16 protein-coding genes are annotated in these 18,512 nt (G+C 69.8%); 8 read left to right on the forward strand and 8 right to left on the reverse strand.

Features of this window, described 5'->3' with window-relative positions; translation table 11 throughout:
• Positions 1-123: 123 nt before the first annotated feature.
• Positions 124-2,622, forward strand: a complete 2,499-nt coding sequence (locus OG352_RS27815; RefSeq protein ID WP_329220636.1) for a transglycosylase domain-containing protein — start codon at positions 124-126, stop codon at positions 2,620-2,622.
• Between the two features lie 85 nt (positions 2,623-2,707).
• Here OG352_RS27815 and OG352_RS27820 read toward each other — a convergent pair whose 3' ends face one another.
• From OG352_RS27820 to OG352_RS27830, 3 genes are all read right to left on the reverse strand, one after another.
• Positions 2,708-4,885: a SpoIIE family protein phosphatase gene (locus OG352_RS27820; RefSeq protein ID WP_329220638.1), complete on the reverse strand. Its 2,178-nt coding sequence runs from the start codon at positions 4,883-4,885 to the stop codon at positions 2,708-2,710.
• Between the two features lie 316 nt (positions 4,886-5,201).
• Positions 5,202-5,894: a cytidylyl-2-hydroxypropylphosphonate hydrolase gene (gene fomD, locus OG352_RS27825; RefSeq protein WP_329220640.1), complete on the reverse strand. Its 693-nt coding sequence runs from the start codon at positions 5,892-5,894 to the stop codon at positions 5,202-5,204.
• Positions 5,895-5,967: 73 nt separating this feature from the next.
• Positions 5,968-7,353: a class II fumarate hydratase gene (locus tag OG352_RS27830; RefSeq protein WP_329220642.1), complete on the reverse strand. Its 1,386-nt coding sequence runs from the start codon at positions 7,351-7,353 to the stop codon at positions 5,968-5,970.
• Between the two features lie 151 nt (positions 7,354-7,504).
• Between OG352_RS27830 and OG352_RS27835 the strand changes: the two genes are divergently transcribed.
• From OG352_RS27835 to OG352_RS27845, 3 genes are all read left to right on the forward strand, one after another.
• Positions 7,505-8,026, forward strand: a complete 522-nt coding sequence (locus OG352_RS27835) for a SigE family RNA polymerase sigma factor (protein WP_329220644.1) — start codon at positions 7,505-7,507, stop codon at positions 8,024-8,026.
• A 62-nt stretch (positions 8,027-8,088) separates the two neighbouring features.
• Positions 8,089-8,520, forward strand: coding sequence for a hypothetical protein (locus tag OG352_RS27840; RefSeq protein ID WP_329220646.1), 432 nt, complete (start codon positions 8,089-8,091; stop codon positions 8,518-8,520).
• Between the two features lie 382 nt (positions 8,521-8,902).
• Positions 8,903-9,520: a helix-turn-helix transcriptional regulator gene (locus tag OG352_RS27845; RefSeq protein ID WP_329220648.1), complete on the forward strand. Its 618-nt coding sequence runs from the start codon at positions 8,903-8,905 to the stop codon at positions 9,518-9,520.
• A 231-nt stretch (positions 9,521-9,751) separates the two neighbouring features.
• Here the strand turns inward: OG352_RS27845 and OG352_RS27850 are convergent, their stop codons facing one another.
• Positions 9,752-11,419, reverse strand: a complete 1,668-nt coding sequence (locus tag OG352_RS27850) for a fumarate hydratase (protein WP_329220650.1) — start codon at positions 11,417-11,419, stop codon at positions 9,752-9,754.
• 236 nt (positions 11,420-11,655) lie between these two features.
• Here OG352_RS27850 and OG352_RS27855 point away from each other — a divergent pair, with 236 nt between their 5' ends.
• A complete protein-coding gene (locus OG352_RS27855; RefSeq protein WP_329220652.1) occupies positions 11,656-12,354 on the forward strand; it encodes a DUF1707 SHOCT-like domain-containing protein in 699 nt (232 codons plus the stop codon).
• 131 nt (positions 12,355-12,485) lie between these two features.
• Positions 12,486-12,863 (forward strand): WhiB family transcriptional regulator, encoded by a 378-nt coding sequence (locus OG352_RS27860; protein ID WP_329220654.1) that lies wholly within the window; start codon positions 12,486-12,488, stop codon positions 12,861-12,863.
• A gap of 134 nt (positions 12,864-12,997) precedes the next feature.
• Here OG352_RS27860 and glpX read toward each other — a convergent pair whose 3' ends face one another.
• Positions 12,998-14,032, reverse strand: a complete 1,035-nt coding sequence (gene glpX, locus OG352_RS27865) for a class II fructose-bisphosphatase (protein WP_329220656.1) — start codon at positions 14,030-14,032, stop codon at positions 12,998-13,000.
• Positions 14,033-14,162: 130 nt separating this feature from the next.
• Between glpX and OG352_RS27870 the strand changes: the two genes are divergently transcribed.
• The gene (locus OG352_RS27870; protein ID WP_329220658.1) at positions 14,163-14,687 is read left to right on the forward strand and encodes a DUF4245 domain-containing protein; all 525 of its coding nucleotides are present in this window, start codon (positions 14,163-14,165) and stop codon (positions 14,685-14,687) included.
• Between the two features lie 67 nt (positions 14,688-14,754).
• On the opposite strand, the gene OG352_RS27875 is transcribed toward OG352_RS27870, so the two are convergent.
• The 3 genes from OG352_RS27875 to xseA all read right to left on the reverse strand — a co-directional run bounded on the left by OG352_RS27875 (position 14,755) and on the right by xseA (position 17,270).
• The gene (locus OG352_RS27875; protein WP_329220660.1) at positions 14,755-15,345 is read right to left on the reverse strand and encodes a malonic semialdehyde reductase; all 591 of its coding nucleotides are present in this window, start codon (positions 15,343-15,345) and stop codon (positions 14,755-14,757) included.
• Between the two features lie 354 nt (positions 15,346-15,699).
• Positions 15,700-15,924 (reverse strand): exodeoxyribonuclease VII small subunit, encoded by a 225-nt coding sequence (locus OG352_RS27880; RefSeq protein ID WP_329220662.1) that lies wholly within the window; start codon positions 15,922-15,924, stop codon positions 15,700-15,702.
• Positions 15,925-16,025: 101 nt separating this feature from the next.
• The gene (xseA, locus tag OG352_RS27885) at positions 16,026-17,270 is read right to left on the reverse strand and encodes an exodeoxyribonuclease VII large subunit (protein WP_329220664.1); all 1,245 of its coding nucleotides are present in this window, start codon (positions 17,268-17,270) and stop codon (positions 16,026-16,028) included.
• A gap of 162 nt (positions 17,271-17,432) precedes the next feature.
• Here xseA and OG352_RS27890 point away from each other — a divergent pair, with 162 nt between their 5' ends.
• Entirely contained in the window at positions 17,433-18,470 is a 1,038-nt protein-coding gene (locus OG352_RS27890; RefSeq protein WP_329220665.1) for a 4-hydroxy-3-methylbut-2-enyl diphosphate reductase, read from the forward strand.
• The last annotated feature ends 42 nt before the right edge of the window (positions 18,471-18,512 follow it).

Consider the following 18,512-nt stretch of genomic DNA (forward strand, 5'->3'; position numbering starts at 1 on the left):
GCTTCTTTGAGACCGGATCGTGAACGCCCCGTCATAGAGAGCGGTGTTAGTTTTCGAAGCTGACCTGCCCCTGCCCACGGGCACTGGTGTGACGGCCGAGTAGGAAGCGGAGCGAGCGGACTCATGGGACGAGCGGAAGAGAGACGAGCGCGACAGCGCGGTGGCCGCCGCGCGGCGCCCAGGAACCGCTCGGCGGAGACGGAGTCGGTGGCACCCACCGAGACCGGGCCCGGGCCCGAGACGGGGACCGCAACCAGATCCGAGACCAGATCAGCAACCGGATCCGAGACCGGGTCCGAGAGCAGATCCGAGACCGGGGGGCGTGCCGCGGCCCGCAGGGGTGTGAAGAAGGGCGGCAAGAGCGGCCGGGGCGCCAAGGGCAAGGCCGGCAAGAAGGACAAGAGCCTCATACGCCGGATGTTCACGTGGAAGAAGGTCCTCGGCACCTTCATAGGCCTGACGGCCGCCGTCATCGGCGCCCTGGTCTGGCTGTACGTCAGCACGCCGATCCCCGAGGGCAACCCCGACGCCGACCTGCAGAGCAACGTCTACAAGTACGGCAACGGCGCGATCCTCGCCCGCGACGGCGAGGTCAACCGGGAGAACGTCGACATCAAGACGGTCCCCAAGGAGATCCAGCACACCTTCGTCGCCGCCGAGAACAAGAGCTTCTACGGCGACAACGGCGTCGACCTCAAGGGCACCGCCCGCGGTGTCCTCAACACCCTCATGGGCAAGGGCGCGCAGGGTGGTTCGACGATCACCCAGCAGTACGTCAAGAACTACTACCTGACCCAGGAACAGACCGTCACCCGCAAGCTGAAGGAACTGGTCATCTCGCTGAAGCTGGACCGCGAGAAGTCCAAGGACTACATCCTGGCCGGCTACATCAACACCAGCTACTACGGCCGCGGCGCCTACGGCATCCAGGCCGCCGCCCAGGCCTACTACCGCGTCGACGCCGACAAGCTCACCGTCGAACAGGGCGCCTACCTCGCCGCGTTGCTCCAGGCGCCCAGCCAGTACGACTGGACCGCCGCCTCCGACACCGGCAAGCGCCTGGTCACGGCCCGCTGGAACTACGTCCTCGACAACATGGTCGGGCAGGACTGGCTCGACAAGTCCAAGCGCGAGAGCATGACGTTCCCGTACCCCAAGGACCCCAAGGCCGCCCCCGGCAAGGAGGGCCAGGTCGGCTACCTGGTCGACGCGGCCAACGCCGAACTGGCCAGGCAGCTCGTCGCCAACGGCACCGCCGACGGCTTCGAGGCGGCCACGGCCCTGGTCCGCAAGGGCGGCTGGAACGTCGAGCTCAACATCGACAAGAACAAGCAGAAGGCGCTGGAGACGTCGGTCAAGGACCAGCTCACCAGCAAGCTGAACAAGAAGAAGCGCTCGGTGGACGGCGACGTCCAGGCCGGCGCGGTGTCGGTGAACCCGAAGACCGGCGCGGTCGAGGCGATGTACGGCGGTGTGGGGTACACCGAGCACTTCCTCAACAACGCCACCCGCAGCGACTACCAGCCCGCCTCCACCTTCAAGCCGGTGATCCTCGCCGCGGCCTTCGACAAGAACGCCGTGACGCAGGACGACGACAAGATCACCGCCAACACGATCTACGACGGCACCAGCAAGCGTCCGGTCGTCGGCAGCGACATCGGCTTCGCCCCGGAGAACGAGGACGACCAGGACTACGGCGACGTCACCGTCCAGACGGCGCTGAACAAGTCCATCAACTCCGTCTTCGCGCAGATGGGCGTGGACGTCGGCATGGACAAGGTCCTGAAGGTCGCCGACCAGCTCGGCATGGACACCAAGGACCTCAAGGCGGTGCCGGCCCAGACCCTCGGCACCATGGGCGCGAGCCCCCTGCAGATGGCCGCTGTCTACGCGACCCTGGACAACCACGGCAAGCGGGTCACCCCGGCGATCATCAAGTCGGCCGAGAACAGCTTTTACCCGTCGTTCAAGCACACCCCCGCCGTCGGCGAGGAGGTCATCTCCCGCGAGGCCGCCGACTCGGTCACCTCCATCCTCACCGGCGTGGTCGACGACGGTACGGCCAAGACGTCCGTGCGGGACAACCCGCTGCGCAAGGGCCAGAAGGTCGCGGGCAAGACGGGTACCTCCGACAACAACAAGTCCGCCTGGTTCACCGGCTACACCCCCGACCTGGTGACCTCGGTCGGCCTGTTCGGCGAGGACGCCAAGACCCACGCCCAGGTCCCCCTGACCGGCGCGACCGGCCTCATCAGCGCGGGCGGCGGGCGCATCAACGGTGGTGGCTACCCGGCGCAGATCTGGGCGGCGTACACCTTCGGCGTCTCCACCAAGGTCAGCAAGTTCGACCTGGAGACCGAACAGGGCGCGGCGGTCCAGACGTCCTCCCCGTCCCCGACGACGTCCCCGTCGCCGACCACGTCCCCGTCCAGCACGCCGTCGGACGAGGTGACGCCGACGGACAAGCCCACGCCGACGGACAAGCCGACCCCGACCGGCGAACCGACCCCGACGGACACCCCGACGACCGAGCCGCCGACAGACGGCACACCGACAGAACCGAACACACAGACCCCGTCGACGGGCACGGGCAACACGGACGATCCGCTGCTGGGCCAGTAGCGGCCCAGCAGCGGCCCGCAGCAGAACGTGAGAGAGGGCGCCCGGTGAACACCGGGCGCCCTCTCTCACGTTCGCTTCTCTCGGCTCAGCTCCAGTTCAGCTCGAACCACACGACCTTGCCGGTGCTGAGCCGGGTCGCCCCCCACCGCCGGGCGAGCCGGTTCACGAGATACAGGCCGCGCCCACCCTCGTCGGTGGCCCGAGCCTGCCGCAGCCGGGGCAGTTGCGGCACATCGTCCCCGACCTCGCAGCGCAGCACATCGGTCCGCAGCAACCGCAGCGTGACCGGCCGCGTGGCGTACCGCACCGCGTTGGTGACGACCTCGCTCACCAGCAGCTCGACCGAGTCGGACATGTCCTCCATCCCCCAGCGGGCCAGCGCCCGCCGGGCCAGCCGGCGGGCCCGGCCGGGAGCCGCGTCCTCCGGCTCCAGGACCCAGTACCCCACGTCGCTCGGCGCGATCCCGTCGAACCGGGCGGCGAGCAGCGCGATGTCGTCGTCCCGGTCGCCTGGGCCGAGCATGTCGAGCACCTCGTCGCAGAGGGCCTCGAGGGGCGGCGGATGATCCGGCCCGGTCAGCGCGGCGGTCGCGGCGAGCTTCTCGCGTAGCTGCTCTATGCCGGTCGCCACGTCCCGCAGCCGGGACTCGACCAGCCCGTCGGTGTACAGCAGCAGCGTCGCCCCGGCGGGCGCGTCGAGTTCCACCGCCTCGAAGTCGACCCCGCCGACGCCGATCGGCGCGCCCGGCGGCACCCGCAGCACCTCCGCCCGGCCGCCCAGGTGCAGCAGGATGGGCGGCGGGTGGCCCGCGTTGGCGATGGTGATGCGATGCGACACCGGGTCGTACACGGCGTACAGGCAGGTCGCCATGCGGTCGGTGCCCAGCCGCTGGGCCTGCTCGTCCAGGTGGTGCAGGACCTCCTGCGGGGGCAGGTCGAGGCCGGCCAGCGTCTGCGCCGTCGTCCGCAACTGGCCCATGATGGCCGCCGACGTCATGGAGTGCCCCATGACGTCGCCCACCACCAGCGCCACGCGGCTGCCGGGCAGCGGGATGGCGTCGTACCAGTCGCCGCCGACCCGCGCCGTCTCCGCCGCGGGCAGGTACCGGGACGCCAGCCGCACGCCCGTGGGGCGCGGCAGGGTCTCCGGCAGCATCGTGCGCTGCAACTCGTCGGCGATGTACGCCTCGCGGTCGTACAGCACCGCCTTGTCGATGCCGAGCGCGCTGTGCGTGGCGAGCTGGGCGGCGACCAGCAGGTCGTCGTTCTCGAACGGGATGCGTTCCGGACGGCGCAGGAAGACCGCGGCGCCGATCACCCGGCGCCGGCCCCGCAACGGGGCCAGGATCGCCCGCTGGCCGCCCGGTACGACCAACGTGCTGTCCTCGCCCAGGAGTTCGGGCAGCGCGGCGCGTGCGGCCGGATTGTCCGCGAACACCGGACGCACCCCGCGCAGCACCTCCGCGAGTGCCCCGCCGGGCCGCACCTCGCACAGCTCCGCGATCGCGGCCGACAGTTCGGCGGTCAGCTCCGCCGGCTCCGGGGCCGGCAGCGCCAGCGACGCGAAGCCGGTCTCGGCGTCCCGCTCCTCCGGGATCCGGTCGGTGCGGCGCAGCCGCAGCATGATGCGGTCCGCGGCCGGCCGCTCGTCGCCGACGGGCAGCGGGTCGCGCAGATAGACGAGGATCGCGTCGGAGAAGGTCGGCACGGTCGCCCGGCACAGCCCCATCACGATCTCGTCGAGGTCCAGTCCGCGGGCGATCCGCCGGGTCGCGGCGCCCACGAAGCGCAGCCGGTCCCCGTCCCGCCGCATCGGCGTGGGCCGGCCGGGCGTCACCGCGGCGCCTCCGCCGCGCCGGTCCGACCCGCCGGTGACCCGCTCCACGCGCGCGTCCGCGCCCGGCTGGGCCGGGATGGACTCGGGCACGGGGCGCGGCCGGTGGGTGTCGGGTTCGGCGGACGCAGACGGCTGGGAGTGCTCGGTGTCGGCGGCGGAACCCGCCTCCGCACCGGCCGCCGCATCCTTTCCCGCGGCTCCCTGTCCGCCGGCGCCGCTGTTGCCACCGGTGCCGCTCTGGCTGCCCTTGCTGCCCATGGCGCCCTTTCCGCCCTTGCCGTACGGCGTCGTCGTACCCGAGACGTCGTGCGGTAAGGCGGACGGGCCCACCGCGGGCTCGGGCTCCTGGGTATGCAGGAGTGCCCCACGGGGGTCCGTGGGGTCGACGCCCTGGGGGCGTTCGTAGGAGATGGGCTGCTCCGTCACGCGTGTCGAATCCGTCCGTCCGGGGCTGCGCGCCGCGCGCGCAGTTGGTCCCGCAGGAAACCCGATACCCGGAATACTTGTCCCCGGAACGGAATTCCCGCGTGGTCAGAGGTTGTTCCTGTGTCGCCGGTGGACCGCGCGCGACCCTGGGGGCCGACGACGAACGTCCCGCCTGTGTTGCCCTCGTGCCCCTCGCTCACGTCCTGCCGCCCCTCGGTGACGTTCGGTCAGACCCGGCATCTGCTCCGGGAGTTACAGCCAGCGTGCCTTGCGGAGGACGATCCTACGTTTGTTGCCCGGGGGCGCATCAAGGGTCTCATGTGGACAAGTGCGCGGGTGTACGGTCCCAGTCCTCCGGCAGCAACGGTACGGCCCAGGACGGATCCGGGCGCCAGTTCTGCCAGCCCTCGTCGAACGGCGGCCCCCAGGCGCCGATCACCTCCACCGCCCTGCGGCCCGCCTCCCGCACCTGTTCGGCGACCGCGGCGTCCATCAGGCCGTCCTGCTGGGCCTGCGCGAACTCGTCCTCGTCGCGCCAGCCCCAACTGCGGTTCGGGTAGACGCAGATGTCCAGGAAGTGGTCCTCCGAGTCCACCCCGCCGTCCCAACGGGCCAGCGGCTGCTCAAGATTGACGTACCAGTTCTTGAACTGCCACCCCGGATCCCAGAACAGCCACACCGACCACGGCTCGCCGGGCCGGGCCAGCTTCAGCACACCGGTGCCGAACCAGTGGTCGCGCTGCACGGTCCGCGGCTTGGTGTACCGGGTGTGCAGCGGCTCCTGGTGCAGCGGAGTGCCGTCCGCGAGCACCGGCCGGACGCACTCCGTGCCCGGGGCCATCCACACCGCCAGCACGTCCTCGTCGTCGCGCACGACGGTGACCGGACGGGCGATGTGAAATCCCGCCCCACCGTTCTCCCGGTAGCGCCACAGGATCCGGTCCCCGGGCTCCCAGAAGACCGCCGCACCGCCCGTTCCCACGCGTCTCACCGCTCCACCGTCTGCCATGCACAGATATTAGGTGCCATGGCCATACGACGCTGCGGCGCGCGTCACGGTTCTCACGCCGGGGGCGCAAAGGTTACGGGTGTGTCATCCGCAGGACATCCAGCGCCTCGTCGAGCTGCTCCAGGGTCAGGTCACCGCGTTCCACGTACCCCCCTTCGAGGACGGTCTCCCGGATCGTCCGCCGCTCGGCGAGGGCCTTCTTGGCGACCTTCGCGGCCTCCTCGTACCCGATGTACTTGTTGAGCGGCGTGACCACCGACGGCGAGGACTCGGCGTACTCGCGGGCGCGTTCGCGGTGCGCGACGATCCCGTCGACCGTCCGGTCGGCGAGCAGGCGGGAGACGTTGGCGAGCAGCCGGACCGACTCCAGGACGTTCTTGGCGATCACCGGCAGCATCACGTTGAGTTCGAAGTTCCCGGCGGCACCGGCGGTGGCGACCGTCGCGTCGTTCCCCACGACCTGCGCGGCGACCATCAGCACCGCCTCCGGGATCACCGGGTTGACCTTGCCGGGCATGATCGAGGAGCCGGGCTGGAGGTCGGGCAGGCTGATCTCGGCCAATCCGGTGCGCGGCCCGGAGGCCATCCACCGCAGGTCGTTCGCGATCTTCGTCAGCCCGACCGCGATGGTCCGCAACTGCCCGCTGGTCTCCACGATCCCGTCCCGCGCGCCCTGCGCCTCGAAGTGGTCGCGCGCCTCGGTCAGCGGCAGTCCGGTGGCGCGGGCGACCTCCTCGATGACGGCGGCGGAGAAGCCGGGCGGCGTGTTGATCCCGGTGCCGACGGCGGTGCCGCCCAGCGGCAGCTCGGCGAGCCGGGGGAGCGAGGCGTGCAGCCGCTCGACGCCGTACCGCACCTGCGCGGCGTACCCGCCGAACTCCTGGCCCAGGGTGACGGGCGTGGCGTCCATGAGGTGCGTCCGCCCCGACTTCACGACGTCGGCGAACTCCTCGGACTTGCGCTCCAGGGAAGCCGCCAGATGCTCCAGGGCGGGCACGAGGTCCCGGGTGACGGCGGCGGTGGCGGCGATGTGGATCGAGGAGGGGAAGACGTCGTTGGACGACTGGGAGGCGTTCACATGGTCGTTCGGGTGCACGCCGCTGCCGAGCCGCTCGCTCGCCAGCGTGGCGATCACCTCGTTGGCGTTCATGTTGGACGACGTACCGGAACCTGTCTGGAACACGTCCACCGGGAAGTGCTCGTCCCACGTGCCCTCGGCCACCTCGCCGGCCGCCTCCTGGATCGCGTCGGCGATGTCCTTGTCGAGCACTCCGAGCCCGGCGTTGACCTTCGCCGCGGCTCCCTTGATCCGGGCGAGGGCCTCGATGTGGGACCGCTCCAGGCGCTGGCCGGAGACCGGGAAGTTCTCCACGGCCCGCTGGGTCTGGGCCCGCCACTTGGCCTCGACGGGGACGCGTACCTCGCCCATGGAGTCGTGCTCGATCCGGTATTCGCTCATGTCCCGTTCAGCGAATGGGACGGCCGGAATGTTCCGGATCCCGGCCGGGTCCACCGTACGAGTGACGCTCTGTGACCCAGGTCTCATCGAGGCCGTGCAGCAGAAGCGGGCGGGTCCGCGTCGAGGAGGGGTGACAGGAAGGGAGGAGCGTGTGGAGACGGACTTCCAGGAATTCGTGGCCGCTCGGTCGGCCGCGTTGTTCAGGGGCGCCTTCGTCCTCACGGGAAACCGTGAGGCGGCCGAGGACCTGGTCCAGGAGACGCTGGAGAAGGCCTGCCGCAAGTGGCGCACCATCGCTGGGAAGGACGCTCCGGACGCCTACGTCCGGCGGATCATGGTGAACCTGGCCAACGACCGCTGGCGGAGATTCCGCCGCCTGACCACGACTCCCCATCCCGAGGGCGGCGACACCGCCGCCCCGGGGGACGAGTACGGACAGGTCGACAGCAGGGACCAGTTGGTGCGCGCACTGCAGCAACTTCCCATGCGGATGCGGACGGTGGTGGTGCTGCGATACTTCGAGGATCTCTCGGACGGCGAGATCGCGGCCGACCTCGGCATATCGCCGAGTACGGTCCGCTCCCAGCTGGCCCGGGGCATCGAGAAGCTCAGAAGTCAGTTCCCCGCACTCTCCGGCCCTTCACCGATGCGGCAGAGGGAAGGAATCCGATGACCTCGTACGGCGATGCGCGGCCTTCCGGCTGCACACCTTTCGAAGAGGAACTGACGAACGCCATGAACCGTTTCGCGAACTCCGCCGACGCCCCCGACTTCGACGCCCCGCAGATCGTCAGCCGCACCCGGCGCCGTCGGACCGCCGGCATCGCCGCCGTCGCCACCGCCCTCATCCTGGCGGGCGGAGGGACGGCCCTGGCCACCTCGGTCGCGAACAGCAAGAGTTCGACCCCGGCGGCGAGCAGCAAGGTCACCAAGAACGACGCCACCACCATGCTGTACGGCGAGGACCCGACCATCCCGATCGACTTCGCGGGTATGGACCTGGTGCTCGCCAAGCCGCTCCTCGAGAAGACCCAGACGAAGCTCGGCACCGTCACCAAGAAGGCCACCGGGACCTGCAAGCCGGGCTCGGTGATCGGCGTGTCCCCGCACGCCCCGGCGATCGTCCACAAGGGCGACACGGTGAACTTCGTCATCTGCGCCGGCTGATCCAACTGACCGACTGATCCAGCCGATTCAGTCGATTTGACTAATCTGACCGATCTGACCGATCTGGCTGAATCGGCTCGTCTGAACACGTAGGCCGTCCCGCCCGGTAGCGCTGCCGGGCGGGACGGTCATTTTTGCGTTCTCTCTACCTTGATATGACAAATCGGAATCCGATACTGGTGGGTAGTGTGCTAGAACTTTCAACATCACTGGAGTGGGTCACCCACCAGAGGCTCCGGTGCCACTCCCCCCACATGGAGTCGTAGTGACATCCCGCTCCGCTTTCCTTTCGGATCCTCCTGCACTGACATCGTTGTCGGTCGCTCTCGTCAGCCGTCATGGCGTCGAACCGGCATTTCTCTCCGGCGTCACGGTCCGGCCGGTGCGGGAACCGCACGAGTTCCGCCCGAGCGACGACGTCGTCCTGTTCCACGGACCCGGTATGGCACGGGAGTTGCGGCGGTTCGCGGACCTGTCGGACGGCCGGCTGCCGCCCGCCGTGGTCCTGGCCCACCGGCTCGACTGGGACGACGTCCGCCTGGCGCTGGACAGCGGAGCCGCCAGCTACCTGCTGGAGAACCGGTACGCGTACCTGCTCACCGAGGCGCTGCTGTGCACCTCCCGGGGCGCCAGCATCCTGGACCCGGCGATAGCCGCCGAGCAGGTCCGGGTGGCCGCGCGGGCGAGGGCCGAGGAGCGCGAGCGTGCGCGGACTTCGCGTCCGGAGCCCGCGGCGGCCCCCGGCCGGCTGTGCCGACTGTCCAGGCGGGAACAGCAGGTCATGGAACTACTGGTCGCCGGGCAAGGGGTCCGTGACGTCGCCCAGGTGATGAGCCTGACCGACAAGACGGTCCGGAACTATCTGAGCCGCATCTACACGAAGCTCAACGTGGGGTGCCGTTCGGAGGCGATCCTGTACTGGCTCGGGCACTTGGACAGCAGGGACTCGGACGTCAGGGCGGACGGCGCGCAGGCCGACCGGGTGGTGCGCTCGACCTGATCCGGGCGATCCGGGCATAAGTGGCGGTGGCGCAGGCGCAGCCACAGGCATCGGTATTCGCGCATGAGTCGGCCGTGGAGAACCTTGTGGGCTCTCCACGGCCGACCGTCAGTGCATCCGTCCGAGGCGGTACGGGCTCAGCTGTTGATGTTCCACACGTTGGGGAAGGATCGACCCCGGCGGAAATAGAGTCAAATGACTCCACTTCGTTTCACGGAATGGGCAGAGCCCCTACGCGAGCCCAGGGCCCCGGACCGGAATCGACGTGAACGTCGGCTGCGGCGCGGGATCCTTGAAGAAGTCGTTGCCCTTGTCGTCGACGACGACGAACGCCGGGAAGTCCTCGACCTCGATCTTCCAGACGGCCTCCATGCCGAGCTCCTCGTACTCGACGACCTCGACCTTCTTGATGCAGTCCTGGGCGAGGCGCGCGGCCGGGCCGCCGATGGAGCCGAGGTAGAAACCGCCGTGGGTGTCGCAGGCGTCGGTGACCTGCTGCGAGCGGTTGCCCTTGGCGAGCATGACCTTGGAGCCGCCCGCCGCCTGGAACTGCTCGACGTAGGAGTCCATCCGGCCGGCGGTCGTCGGCCCGAAGGAGCCGGAGGCGTAGCCCTCGGGGGTCTTGGCCGGACCCGCGTAGTACACCGGGTGGTCCTTCAGGTACTGCGGCATCTCCTCGCCCGCGTCGAGGCGTTCCTTGATCTTGGCGTGCGCGATGTCACGGGCGACGACCAGTGGACCGGAGAGGGAGAGCCGGGTCTTCACCGGGTACTTCGTCAGCTCGGCGAGGATGCCCTCCATCGGCTGGTTCAGATCGATCCTGACGACGTCGCCCTCGGTTTCCAGGTGCTCGTCGGTCGTGTCCGGCAGGAAGCGCGCCGGGTCGGTCTCCAACTGCTCCAGGAAGACGCCCTCGGCGGTGATCTTCGCGACCGCCTGCCGGTCGGCGGAGCAGGACACGGCGATGGCGACCGGGCAGGACGCGCCGTGCCGCGGCAGGCGCACCACGCGGACGTCGTGGCAGAAGTACTTGCCGCCGAACTGCGCGCCGATCCCGATCCGCTGCGTCAGCTCGAAGACCTTCTCCTCCAACTCCTTGTCCCGGAAGCCGTGTCCGAGCGGCGAACCGTCGGCCGGGATCTCGTCCAGGTAGTGCGCGGAGGCGTACTTGGCGGTCTTCAGCGCGAACTCGGCCGACGTGCCGCCGACGACGATCGCCAGGTGGTACGGCGGGCAGGCGGACGTGCCCAGCGAACGGATCTTCTCCTCCAGGAACTTCATCATGGAGGCCTCGTTCAGCACCGCCTTCGTCTCCTGGTAGAGGAACGACTTGTTGGCCGAGCCGCCGCCCTTGGCCATGAACAGGAACTTGTACGCGCCGCCGTCGGTGGCGTACAGCTCGATCTGGGCCGGGAGGTTGGAGCCGGTGTTCTTCTCGTCCCACATGGTGAGCGGAGCCATCTGCGAGTAGCGCAGGTTGAGGTTCAGATAGGCGTCGTAGATGCCGCGCGACAGGGCCTTCTCGTCCTCACCTTCGGTGAGGACGTTCTGCCCGCGCTTGCCCATGACGATCGCCGTACCGGTGTCCTGGCACATGGGGAGCACGCCGGCGGCCGCGATGTTCGCGTTCTTCAGCAGGTCCAGCGCGACGAACTTGTCGTTCCCGGAGGCCTCCGGGTCGTCGATGATGCGCCGCAACTGGGCCAGGTGCGCGGGCCGCAGGTAGTGCTGGATGTCGTGGACGGCCTCCTCGGCGAGCTTGCGCAGCGCCTCCGGCTCCACCTTGAGGAACGTCCGCCCGTCGGCCTCGAAGGTGGAGACACCCTCGGCGGTCACCAGCCGGTAGGGGGTGGTGTCCTCTCCCATGGGGAGCAGATCGGTGTACGCGAACTCAGGCATCTCGCCCATTCCTCACTCGACAGACAGCGGCCGCCTCCATTGGCGGGCGCTCACCAGCGTAGAACCTGCCACTGACAGCAAGCTTGTGAGGTAAGGCTCAGTTCGGCGAAGGTTCGGCGTCGGGACCGGCATCCGGCCCGACGTCCGGTCGGCAACCGGCCTGATGGCTGGCCTGATGGCGGTCCCCCGTCCCTGTGGGGGTATCGCGATCTATCGTGTGTGGGTACGCTGCTGTCGTGGACCTTCAGAAGCAGACCGCCGCACCCACACCCACCGCCGAGTTGCGGGCCTCGGACGCCGACCGCGACCGTGTCGCCGACATGCTCCGCGAGGCCCTCGCAGAGGGCCGGCTGACCGCCGACGAGCACGCCGAGCGCGTCGAGGGCGTACTGGCCGCCAAGACGGTCGGCGAACTGGAGGTGTTCGTCCGGGACCTGCCCGCCGCGCACGAGCGGCGCGCGGCCCCTGCCTCCGCCTTCGCCTCCGCGCCCAGCCGGCCCACCGCCGGCGCGATCCCCGCCGACCCCGACGACAACGTGGTCGCGGTCTTCAGCAGCGCCGTCCGCAGAGGCCGTTGGCGTGCGGGCCGCCGTATCCACGCGTACGCGATCTTCGGCACCGTCGAGATCGACCTCACCGAGGCGCTCTTCGAGTACCAGCAGGTCGTGATCAAGGCGATCTCGGTCTTCGGCAACGTCGAGGTCCGGGTCCCGGAGAACGTCTCGCTGCGCGGCACCGGCGGCGCGGTGCTCGGCAACTTCGAGGTGGACGCGCTCGACTCCCCCCAGTCCGACGCGCCGGTGGTCTACGTCGACGGGTGGGCGGTTCTGGGCAACATCGAAGGCCGGCCGAAGCGGGGCAAGCTCGTCGCGGACATTCTCGATCGGGTTCAGTACAAGGTCGACAAGAGTTTGCGTAAACACTTCGACCATTGACGGTCGTGAACACGCCATCGCTGACGGCGGCGGCGCCGGGCGGTTGTGAACCCTGTGCATAGGCGCGCGCACAGCGGGTAGGCCTTGCTGCATCGTCTCTCGCTCGCGAAGCCGTCGTCAGGAGTAGACCCGTGCTGCAACCGTCGCATTCGTCCCTGCAGGTCGCCGCTGTCCCGGCCCAGCGGGTACCAGCGCGCGACAGGGACCAAGACGCTCCCTGGCATACCGAGGCGGTGTGCCGGCGCGACGAGGCAGGCCTGTTCTTCGCCCCCTCCAAGGAGCCCACAGCCGCCCGGCTCTCCCGCGAGGAAGCCGCGAAGCGCGTCTGCGCGCGCTGCCCCGTCATGGTGGAGTGTCGCGAACACGCCCTCCTGCAACCCGAGCCCTACGGCGTCTGGGGCGGCCTCACCGCCGCCGAACGCCGCGTGGTCCTCGCCCGTCGCCGCCGCCGCGACGTGGAACTGAAGAAGACGGCAGGTGCTACGGGCCGTATAGCGCAGGCGGGGTAGCGGCGCCCGAAGAAGCGAGGGGCGCCCCCTCCGCACCGGGGGCGCCCCTCGCTCTTTGCCTTGAAGGGGCGCGGGGCTGTGGTGATTCGCGGCCCCGCCTCGCAGACGACTACCAGCCGACTACTTGGCCCGGTCTACTTGGCCCGATCGAAGTCCACGGCGCTGTAGGCCCGCAGCTTGCTCAAGCGATGTTCGGAGTCGATCCGCCGAACCGTCCCCGACTTCGACCGCATCACGATCGAGTCGGTCGTCGCGGTCTCCGACCGGTACCGAACCCCCCGCAGCAGCTCGCCGTCGGTGATCCCGGTGGCGACGAAGAACACGTTCTCGCCGGTCACCAGGTCCTCGGTGGTCAGCACCCGGTCGAGATCGTGCCCGGCGTCGATCGCCCGCTGCCGCTCCGCGTCGTCCTTGGGCCACAGCTTGCCCTGGATGACGCCGCCCAGACACCTCACGGCGCAGGCCGAGATGATGCCCTCAGGGGTGCCGCCGACGCCGAGCAGCAGGTCGATGCCGGTGCCCTCGCGCAGGGCGAGGATCGAGCCGGCGACGTCACCGTCGGAGATCAGCTTGATGCGCGCGCCGGTCGCCCGGATCTCCTCGATGATGCCCTCGTGCCGCGGCCGGTCCAGGATGACGACGGTGACGTCCTCAGGCATGGCCCGCTTGGCTTTGGCGACCCGCCGGATGTTCACGGCCACGGGCGCGTCGATGTCGACGAAGTCTGCGGCTTCCGGCCCGGTGACCAGCTTGTCCATGTAGAACACGGCGGACGGGTCGAACATCGCGCCGCGCTCGGTGGCGGCGAGGACGGCGATCGCGTTCGGCATGCCCTTGGCCGTCAGCGTGGTGCCGTCGATCGGGTCGACGGCGATGTCGACCTCGGGCCCGGTCCCGTCACCGACGCGCTCGCCGTTGAAGAGCATCGGGGCCTCGTCCTTCTCGCCCTCGCCGATGACGACCACGCCGTTCATCGACACGGTGGAGACGAGGGTTCGCATGGCGCGCACCGCGGCACCGTCGGCGCCGTTCTTGTCGCCGCGTCCCACCCAGCGACCCGCGGCCATCGCGGCGGCTTCGGTCACCCGGACCAGTTCGAGGGCGAGGTTGCGGTCGGGGGCCTCGGAGGGAACATCGAGCTCGGACGGCAAGTGATGATGCTCGGTCATCGGAGCGCACCTTTCTGACTGATACGACGACGGCCGGATGAGGGTTCGATCCTCGACTCTATCGTCAGTCCGACAAAATGAGCAGGGGACCCCACGGATGAGCACACCGGGCACCTGCGACGATAGGGGCGTGGCAGGTTCGAAAGGCAAGCAGAAGACGGCCCGGGACATGATCCTCTCCCTGGGACTGATCATGATCGCGGCGTGGGTCATATACCTCTTTGTCCCCCATGACGACCGCCCGCGCGAGGTGGCGAGGGTCGACTACCGCGTCGAGCTCCTCACGGCGCGCCGCGCGGCGACCTACCCGGTGGCCGCGCCCGAGGGCCTGCCCGACACCTGGAAGGCGACCTCGGTGCGCTTCCAGGGCGCCGACTTCGACTCCTGGCACCTCGGTTTCCACGCCCCCGACGGGGAGTACGTGACGATCGAGCAGTCCACTCAGAAGCGCGCGCAGTTCGTCGACGAGGCCAGCCAGGGCTCGACCGAGACCAAGGTCACCGAGCAGATCGGCGGCCGGACCTGGACCCGCTACACCGGCGGCCGCTACGACGCGCTCGTCCTGCAGGGCGCCGAGGGCTCGACCACGGTGGTCGCGGGCACGGGAACCTTCGAACAGCTGTCGACGATGGCCGGGGCGCTGAAGCTGGCGTGAGCGACACCCCCTGACGTGCGAAGAGGCCCTCGGCGCACGCCGGGGGCCTCTTCGCGCATCAGTCGTCTCAGACGGTGGTGACGACCTCGTCGTACGCCAGGCGCGGGGAGCGCGGGTACGAGGCGTTCTCGCCGGGCTTGCCGATGTTGATGACCATCAGCGGGGTGTGGTCGTCGTCCAGGAACTCCTTGCGGACGCCCTCGAAGTCCAGGCCGGTCATCGGGCCGGCGGCGAGACCAGCGGCGCGGACGCCGATGATGAAGTACGCGGCCTGGAGCGCGGAGTTCAGCGTGGCGGCACCCTCACGGGCCGGACGCTCGCTGAAGAACAGGTCCTTGGCCTGGGGGAAGGCCGGGAACAGGGCCGGCAGCTCCTCGTGGAACTCGTTGTCCGCGGAGAGGATCGCGACCAGCGGGGCGGTGGCGGTCTTGGGCTGGTTGCCCTCGGCCATGTGCTTCACCAGGCGCTCGCGGGCCTCGGCGGAGCGGACCAGGGTGATGCGCAGCGGGGTCTGGTTGAACGCCGTCGGGCCGTACTTGACGAGGTCGTAGATCGCCTGGACCTGCTCGTCGGTCACCGGCTCGTCGGTGAAGGTGTTCGCGGTGTGGGCCTCGCGGAACAGCAGGTTCTGGGCGGCGGCGTCAAGAACGAGAGACATGCGTGAACTTCCTTGGGGTGGCGGCCGGAGGACGGGGTCCGGATCCGGATCCAGGTACCGGACCGTGGTCCGGATAGGCTGACGTGACTGACGGTACGCGAGAGAAGTTCAAATTTCAACAAAGGTCGGGTGGTGATCCGCTTCACAAACCGCCACACAAAGACCCCGGCCCGAAGCGTTACCTGCGCGGTCCCTGAACGGTTCCTGCGCGGTCCCTGAACGGTTCCTGCGCTGTCCCTGAACGGTTCCTGCGCTGTCCCTGAACGGTTCCTGCGCTGTCCCTGAACGGTTCCTGCGCTGTCCCTGAACGGTTCCTGCGCTGTCCCTGAACGGTTCCTGGTCGCCGTTGCCGGGTCACTCCTCCCCGGGTGTCCCCTCCTCCTCGGCCAGCGCCGCGTCCAGCCGCGCCCGCGCACCCTCCAGCCAGCGCCGGCACACCTTGGCCAGCTCCTCGCCGCGCTCCCAGAGGGCGAGGGACTCCTCCAGCGTCGTACCCCCCGCCTCCAGCCGCCGTACGACCTCGATCAGCTCGTCGCGGGCCTGCTCGTACCCGAGCGCCTCGTCCGTCCTGCTCGTCATGCACCCATTCCCAGTCGTCGTTTCCGGCCTGTCGTCTACTGCCTGCTGCTGCGGTTTCCTGGCCGTCGTCTGCGGGCCGCCGCGTCTAGGGGCCGCCGCGTCTATGGGTCGTCGTCCACGGGGACGTCGTCTACGGGGCCGTCGGTCCGGCTCACGGTGAACTCGCCCTCGGCGACCCGCGCGCGCAGCACCTCGTCCGCCGCCACTTCGCCCGGATCCCGGACCACATGCCCGTCTGCCTTCTGCAGCACCGCGTACCCCCGCCGCAGCGTCGCGGCCGGCGAGAGCGCCACCACGCGCGCGTGCGTGTGCGTCAGCTCGGAGTCGGCGCGGTCCAGGAGGTGGCCCAGCGTGCGCCGGGTGCGGTCGACGAGCGAGGCGACGTGGTCGGCCCGCTCGTCGATCATCCGGTGCGGATCCTGTATCGCCGGACGCGCGAGCGCATGCGCCAACCCGCGCTCCTCCCGCTCCACGAACCCCTCCACGCACCGCCGCGCCCGCCCGCGCAGCATCCGCACCCGCTCCAGCTCCTCGCCGACGTCCGGTACGACCTTCTTCGCGGCGTCGGTCGGCGTCGAGGCGCGCAGGTCGGCCACATGGTCCAGGAGCGGGTTGTCCGGCTCGTGCCCGATCGCCGAGACGACCGGCGTACGGCAGGCCGCGACCGCGCGGACCAACTGCTCGTCCGAGAAGGGCAGCAGATCCTCGACGCTGCCGCCGCCGCGCGCCACGACGATCACGTCCACGTCGTCGAGCGCGTCGAGCTCCTTGACGGCCTGCACGACCTGCGTCACCGCGTGCACGCCCTGGACGGCGACGTTGCGCACCTCGAAGCGGACGGCGGGCCAGCGGTGCCGGGCGTTCTCCAGGACGTCCCGCTCGGCGGCCGAGGCCCGACCGCACACCAGTCCGATGAGCTGCGGCAGGAAGGGCAGCGGCTTCTTGCGCGCGGGCGCGAAGAGCCCCTCCGCGGCCAGGGACTTCTTCAACTGCTCCAGCCGCGCCAGCAGCTCCCCGACGCCCACCGGCCGTATCTCCACGGCCCGCAGCGACAGCTGCCCCCGTGGCGCGTACCACTCCGGTTTCGCGTGGACGACGACCCGCGCGCCCTCGCCTACGACGTCCGCGACCGCGTCGAAGACCTGCCGGTAGCAGGTCACGCCCACGGAGATGTCGTGCGCCGGATCCCGCAGCGTCAGAAACACGACGCCCGCGCCCGGACGCCGCGACAACTGCGTGATCTGCCCCTCGACCCATACCGCGCCGAGCCGGTCGATCCAGCTCCCGATGAGCCGCGACACCTCGCCGACGGGCAGCGGGGCGTCCGCGGACGTGTTCACAGCCATGCGCCCGAGAGTATCGGCCGGGACTGACAACGCCGGTCAGCGTCATCCGGCCCGTCCGGCGTTCGAGGACGACGAGGCCCAGGCCCCTTAAGGGCCGAAGCGGGGGGTTTCTGGGGGACGCAGCCCCCGGGACCGGGACGGGCGCGGCCTTACGATGGACGCATGTCTGCTTCGCCTGGCCGCCGCCGTGTCCTGCTCGCCGCTCCCCGGGGCTACTGCGCGGGCGTCGACCGCGCCGTGATCGCCGTCGAGAAGGCCCTGGAGCAGTACGGGGCCCCGGTCTACGTCCGCCACGAGATCGTCCACAACAAGTACGTCGTGCAGACCCTGGAGAACAAGGGCGCCATCTTCGTCGAGCGGACGGAGGAGGTCCCGCCGGGCAACATCGTCATGTTCTCCGCGCACGGCGTCGCCCCCGTCGTCCACGAGGAGGCCGCGCGCGGGCGCCTCGCCACCATCGACGCGACCTGCCCGCTCGTCACCAAGGTGCACAAGGAAGCCGTCCGCTTCGCCAACGAGGACTACGACATCCTCCTGATCGGGCACGAGGGCCACGAGGAGGTCATCGGCACCTCCGGCGAGGCCCCCGAGCACATCCAGCTCGTCGACGGACCCGAGGACGTCGCCAAGGTCGAGGTCCGCGACCCGTCGAAGATCGTGTGGCTCTCCCAGACGACCCTGTCGGTCGACGAGACCATGGAGACCGTCGATGCCCTGAAGGAGAAGTTCCCGCAGCTCATCTCCCCGCCCAGCGACGACATCTGCTACGCCACGCAGAACCGTCAGCTCGCGGTGAAGCAGATGGGCGCGGAGGCGGAGCTGGTGATCGTGGTCGGCTCCCGCAACTCCTCCAACTCCAAGCGGCTCGTCGAGGTCGCCAAGCTCGCCGGCTCCCGCGAGGCCTACCTCGTGGACTTCGCGAGCGAGATCGACGAGGCCTGGGTGGAGGGCGTGACGACGGTGGGCGTCACCTCCGGCGCCTCCGTCCCGGAACTCCTCGTCGAGGAGGTCCTCGCCTGGCTCGCCGAGCGCGGGTACGGGGACGTCGAGCTGGTCAAGGCGGCCGAGGAGCACATCACCTTCTCGCTGCCCAAGGAACTCCGGCGCGACCTGCGCGAGGAAGCGGCGGCGCTGGTCGCGGGGCGCGGCGGAAGTGGTGCCGAGGGCTCCGCGGACTCCGGGGACTCCTCGACCGGGTGACCTGACACCTCGATCGAGTGACTGTCAGTCGGTCGTCGTAAC

The sequence above is a fragment of the Streptomyces sp. NBC_01485 genome (genome assembly GCF_036227125.1).
Taxonomy (GTDB): Bacteria; Actinomycetota; Actinomycetes; order Streptomycetales; family Streptomycetaceae; genus Streptomyces.

Coding starts and splice junctions, on each gene's coding strand:
- OG352_RS27815 (WP_329220636.1), top strand. CDS start 124: ATGGGACGAGCGGAAGAGAGACGAGCGCGACAGCGCGGTGGCCGCCGC.
- fomD (WP_329220640.1), bottom strand. CDS start 5,894: ATGGCAGACGGTGGAGCGGTGAGACGCGTGGGAACGGGCGGTGCGGCG.
- OG352_RS27830 (WP_329220642.1), bottom strand. CDS start 7,353: ATGAGCGAATACCGGATCGAGCACGACTCCATGGGCGAGGTACGCGTC.
- OG352_RS27840 (WP_329220646.1), top strand. CDS start 8,089: ATGAACCGTTTCGCGAACTCCGCCGACGCCCCCGACTTCGACGCCCCG.
- OG352_RS27850 (WP_329220650.1), bottom strand. CDS start 11,419: ATGCCTGAGTTCGCGTACACCGATCTGCTCCCCATGGGAGAGGACACC.
- glpX (WP_329220656.1), bottom strand. CDS start 14,032: ATGACCGAGCATCATCACTTGCCGTCCGAGCTCGATGTTCCCTCCGAG.
- OG352_RS27875 (WP_329220660.1), bottom strand. CDS start 15,345: ATGTCTCTCGTTCTTGACGCCGCCGCCCAGAACCTGCTGTTCCGCGAG.
- OG352_RS27880 (WP_329220662.1), bottom strand. CDS start 15,924: ATGACGAGCAGGACGGACGAGGCGCTCGGGTACGAGCAGGCCCGCGAC.
- xseA (WP_329220664.1), bottom strand. CDS start 17,270: ATGGCTGTGAACACGTCCGCGGACGCCCCGCTGCCCGTCGGCGAGGTG.
- OG352_RS27890 (WP_329220665.1), top strand. CDS start 17,433: ATGTCTGCTTCGCCTGGCCGCCGCCGTGTCCTGCTCGCCGCTCCCCGG.